Here is a 4,645-nt window from a genome sequence, read left to right on the forward strand (position 1 = left end):
TGGCCACGACGAGAGGGGCGCCGCGTGACCGACCGCATCGAGGAGCTGATGGACGCGAACCTGCGTCGCGTGTTCGGGGAGCGCGACCCCGAGCGCCGGCGGGTGGCGATCGAGGAGACGTACACCCGCGACGTCGTGTTCGCCGACCCCGAGGAGACCGTGTCCGGCTGGGACGCCGTGCACCGCAAGGCGCAGAGCCTGCTGGACGGCGCGCCCGGGTTCGCGTTCTCCGCCGACGGGCCGGTGCGCCGGGCGCAGGACCTCGCGCTGCTCGCCTGGCAGTTCGGCCCGCCCGGGCAGGACCCCGTCGTACGGGGCATCGACGTCGCGGAGGTCCGGGACGACCGGATCGCGCGGCTCTGGACGGTGCTGGTCCAGGACTGAGCCCGGCGGTCACCCGGGGCGTGTCGGTGGTCGGGGGGATGCTGGGGTCCTCCGACGGAGGGAGACGACGATGTCCACCCAGTCCAGCTCCACCCAGCCCAGCTCCTCCCAGCCCGGCCCCACCCGGCCCGGCACGCGCCCGGTCCCGGTCGACCCGCCCGGGTCGGTGCGCAGCCCGGCCTTCGCCCAGGGCATGGTCCTGCCCGCCGGCCCGACGCTGTACGTCGGCGGCCAGAACGGCGTCGACGCCGACGGCACGCTGCTCGACGGCCTCGGGCCGCAGACCGAGCAGGCCCTGCGCAACGTGCTCGCCGTGCTCGCGGAGGCGGGCACGGACGCCGACCACGTGGCGATCCTGCGGATCTTCCTCACGGCCGGCGTCGACCCGACGGCGGCGTACGAGGCGAGCGCCGCCGTGTGGGGCCGGCGCCGGACCGCGGTGACGGTCGTGTCCGTGCCGGAGTCGCGGCCGGGGGTGCTGGTGGAGGTCGAGGCGGTCGCCTCGGTGCCGCCGGCCTGACCCCCGGGCGCGCCGCCTCAGGCCCCGACGTACGCCGCGAGGTGCTCGCCGGTGAGCGTCGACCGCGCCGCCACCAGGTCGGCCGGCGTGCCCTCGAACACCACCCGGCCGCCGTCGTGCCCGGCCCCCGGTCCGAGGTCCACGATCCAGTCGGCGTGGGCCATCACGGCCTGGTGGTGCTCGATCACGACGACCGACTTCCCGGAGTCCACCAGCCGGTCCAGCAGCCCGAGCAGCTGCTCGACGTCCGCGAGGTGCAGGCCGGTGGTGGGCTCGTCGAGGACGAGCACCCCGCCCTTCTCCCCCATGTGGGTCGCGAGCTTCAGCCGCTGCCGCTCGCCGCCGGACAGCGTGGTGAGCGGCTGACCCAGGCTGAGGTAGCCCAGGCCGACGTCGGCGAGCCGCTGCAGCACCGCGTGCGCCGCCGGGGTCCGCGCGTCGCCGGCGCCGAAGAACGCCTCCGCCTCGGTGACCGACATGGCCAGCACCTGGCTGATGTCCTTGCCGCCGAGCGTGTACTCCAGCACCGACGCCTGGAACCGGCGGCCCTCGCACTCCTCGCACGTCGTCGCGACGCCGGCCATCATCCCGAGGTCGGTGTAGACGACGCCCGCGCCGTTGCAGGTCGGGCACGCGCCGGCGGAGTTCGCGGAGAACAGCGCGGGCTTCACCCCGTTGGCCTTGGCGAACGCCTTGCGGACCGGCTCCAGCAGGCCCGTGTACGTCGCGGGGTTGCTGCGCCGCGAGCCGCGGATGGCGCCCTGGTCGATCGACACCACCCCGTCCCGCCTCGACACCGAGCCGTGGATCAGGGACGACTTGCCCGAGCCGGCCACGCCCGTGACCACGGTGAGCACGCCCAGCGGGAGGTCGACGTCGACGTCCTTGAGGTTGTGCGACGACGCGCCGCGGATCTCCAGCACCCCCGTGCGCTCGCGGACCGCCGGCTTCAGCGCGGCGCGGTCGTCCAGGTGCCGCCCGGTCAGGGTGCCGCTGCGGCGCAGCTCCTCGACGGTCCCCTGGAACACGATCTCGCCGCCGCCGGTGCCGGCACCCGGGCCGAGGTCGACCACGTGGTCGGCGACCGCGATCGCCTCGGGCTTGTGCTCGACGACCAGGACGGTGTTGCCCTTGTCGCGCAGCCGCAGGAGCAGCTCGTTCATGCGCTGGATGTCGTGCGGGTGCAGGCCGATAGTCGGCTCGTCGAACACGTAGGTCACGTCGGTGAGCGACGAGCCGAGGTGCCGGATCATCTTGGTGCGCTGCGCCTCGCCGCCGGACAGCGTGCCCGAGGGCCGGTCGAGCGAGAGGTAGCCCAGGCCGATCTCCACGAACGAGTCGAGCGTCTCCCCCAGCGCCTCCAGCACCGGCGCGACGGACGGCTCGTCGAGGCCCCGCACCCACGCGGCCAGGTCGCTGATCTGCATCGCGCAGGCGTCGGCGATGCTGACGCCCCGGATCTTCGAGGACCGCGCGCCCTCGTTCAGCCGCGTGCCGCCGCAGTCGGGGCAGGTGGTGAAGGTGACCGCCCGCTCCACGAACGCGCGGATGTGCGGCTGCATCGCGTCGACGTCCTTCGCGAGCATCGACTTGCGGATCTTCGGGATGATCCCCTCGTAGGTGAGGTTGATGCCCTCGACCTTGATCTTGGTCGGCTCCTTGTGCAGCAGGTCCGCCAGCTCGCGCTCGGTGAAGTCGCGGATCGGCTTGTCCATGTCGAAGAAGCCGCTGCCCGCGAAGATCCGGCCGTACCAGCCGTCCATCGTGTAGCCGGGCACGGTGAGCGCGCCGTCGGCGAGCGACTTGTCCGCGTCGTAGAGCTGGCTGAGGTCGAAGTCCTGCACGTCCCCGCGGCCCTCGCACCGCGGGCACATGCCGCCGGTGACGCTGAACTCGCGCCGTTCCTTGGTCTGGACGCCGCCCTTCTCGAACGTAACCGCGCCCGCCCCGCTGACCGAGGCCACGTTGAACGAGAACGCCTGCGGCGAGCCGATGTGCGGCTGCCCGAGCCGGCTGAACACGATCCGGAGCATCGCGTTCGCGTCCGTGACGGTGCCGACGGTCGACCGCGGGTTCGCGCCCATCCGCTCCTGGTCGACGATGATCGCCGTCGTCAGGCCGTCGAGGACGTCGACGTCCGGCCGCGCGAGGGTCGGCATGAACCCCTGGACGAACGCGCTGTACGTCTCGTTGATCATCCGCTGCGACTCCGCGGCGATGGTCGCGAACACCAGCGAGCTCTTGCCGGAGCCCGACACCCCGGTGAACGCTGTGAGCCGGCGCTTGGGGATCTCGACGTCGACGTCCTTGAGGTTGTTCTCCCGCGCGCCCCGCACGCGGATCAGGTCGTGGGTGTCGGCGACGTGCGGCGTCGTCGCCGCCTCCGTCCGCGTGGCGGTCATGGGGTCTCCGTCCGGGCAGGTCGCGATGGTGGCGACCCAGCGTGGCCGCGCGGCGCGGTCCCGCGCAAGCACCTGCGGGAGCCTGCGTAGCCGCCGGCGGCGACTCCGGTGGCCGAGACCGCCCCGGTCCGCAGGCAGGTGGCGGCGCTGCGTATCCGGCGGGGCCTCAGGCCGCCGCCCGGTACGGCCGGAAGAACTCGCGCAGCTCGCGGGCGTAGACCTCCGGCTGCTCGATCGGCGCGAAGTGCCCGCCCCGCGGCGGCTCGGTGATCCGCACGGCGTTCGCGCTCCGCTCCAGCCACGCCCGCGGCGGGCGCACCACGTCGCCGGCGAAGATCGAGAACCCCGACGGCACCTCGACCCGCCGGGCGAGCTGCGCCGGCGGGATGGCGGCGTTGGCCCGGTACATCCGCATCGAGGACCCGATGGTGCCGGTGAGCCAGTAGATCGTCAGGTTCGTCAGGATCTGGTCCCGGGTCAGCGCGCCCTCGGGGTCCCCGCCCCCGCCGCTCCAGGACCGGAGCTTCTCCCCGACCCAGGCCGCGAGACCGGCCGGCGAGTCCGTGAGGCCGACGGCGAGGGTGTCCGGCTTGGTCCGGTGCGCGATCGCGTAGGCGCCCTCCGTCGCGACCCAGCGCGCGCCCTCGGCGATCCACTCGCGCTCCTCGGGGGTCGCGACGGCGGGGTCGAGGTGCGGCCCGGGCATCCCGGCGTCGGTCCGGTGCACCGCGACGACCCGGTCCGGGTGGTCGAGCGCCAGGTAGCGGGTGACGTGGCTGCCGATGTCCCCGCCCGCGGCGCCGAACCGGTCGTAGCCGAGCGTCGTCATGAGCCGCGCCCACAGCCCGGCGACCGCGATCGAGTCCAGCGCGTCCGCCGGCCGGTCCGAGTAGCCGTACCCGGGCAGGTCCGGCACCACCACGTCGAAGGCGTCGGCCGGGTCGGCGCCGTGTGCCCCGGGGTCGGCGAGCAGGTCGACCACCTCGGTGTACCGCCAGAAGGAGTCGGGCCAGCCGTGCGTCAGGACCAGCGGCAGCACCGGGCCGGTCGGCGCGACCGCGCGGGCGTGCACCACGTGCAGGCCGAGGCCGCCGACGCGGACCCGGTACCGCGGCAGCCGGTTGAGCTCCGCCTCCCGGGCCGGCCAGTCGAAGTCGTCGGCCCAGGTGCGCGTCAGGTCGCGCAGCCACGCGACGTCCACGCCCGCGGACCAGCCCGCGTCCTCGGGGACGACCGGCCAGCGCGTGGCGCGCAGCCGCCGGCGCAGGTCGTCGAGCGCCGCCGGGTCGGTGCGCGGGGCGCACGGCTCGGGGGCCGCGGGGGCGGGGCCGTGCTCGGC

The 4,645-nt window shown here is 74.4% G+C and carries 4 protein-coding genes; 2 read left to right on the forward strand and 2 right to left on the reverse strand.

Annotated features, from left to right (window positions below; all coding sequences use genetic code 11):
* Nucleotides 1–24: 24 nt before the first annotated feature.
* Both G6556_RS17190 and G6556_RS17195 read left to right on the forward strand, forming a co-directional pair.
* Nucleotides 25–384 carry a nuclear transport factor 2 family protein gene (locus G6556_RS17190; RefSeq protein ID WP_346774967.1) on the forward strand — a complete coding sequence of 120 codons (360 nt, stop codon included), beginning with the start codon at nt 25–27 and terminating at the stop codon, nt 382–384.
* Between the two features lie 70 nt (nt 385–454).
* Entirely contained in the window at nt 455–904 is a 450-nt protein-coding gene (locus G6556_RS17195; protein ID WP_166944118.1) for a RidA family protein, read from the forward strand.
* 17 nt (nt 905–921) lie between these two features.
* Here G6556_RS17195 and G6556_RS17200 read toward each other — a convergent pair whose 3' ends face one another.
* Nucleotides 922–3,306, reverse strand: coding sequence for an excinuclease ABC subunit UvrA (locus G6556_RS17200; protein ID WP_166944120.1), 2,385 nt, complete (start codon nt 3,304–3,306; stop codon nt 922–924).
* A gap of 166 nt (nt 3,307–3,472) precedes the next feature.
* On the reverse strand, nt 3,473–4,645 hold a 1,173-nt coding region (locus G6556_RS17205; protein WP_240934677.1), incomplete at its 5' end, for an epoxide hydrolase family protein.

The organism is Cellulomonas sp. IC4_254 (assembly GCF_011603975.1).
In the GTDB taxonomy this organism is placed as follows: Bacteria; Actinomycetota; Actinomycetes; order Actinomycetales; family Cellulomonadaceae; genus Cellulomonas.

Bases quoted from the DNA above. Each gene is read 5' to 3' on its own strand.
- G6556_RS17200 (WP_166944120.1), bottom strand. From the start codon at position 3,306: ATGACCGCCACGCGGACGGAGGCGGCGACGACGCCGCACGTCGCCGAC.
- G6556_RS17195 (WP_166944118.1), top strand. From the start codon at position 455: ATGTCCACCCAGTCCAGCTCCACCCAGCCCAGCTCCTCCCAGCCCGGC.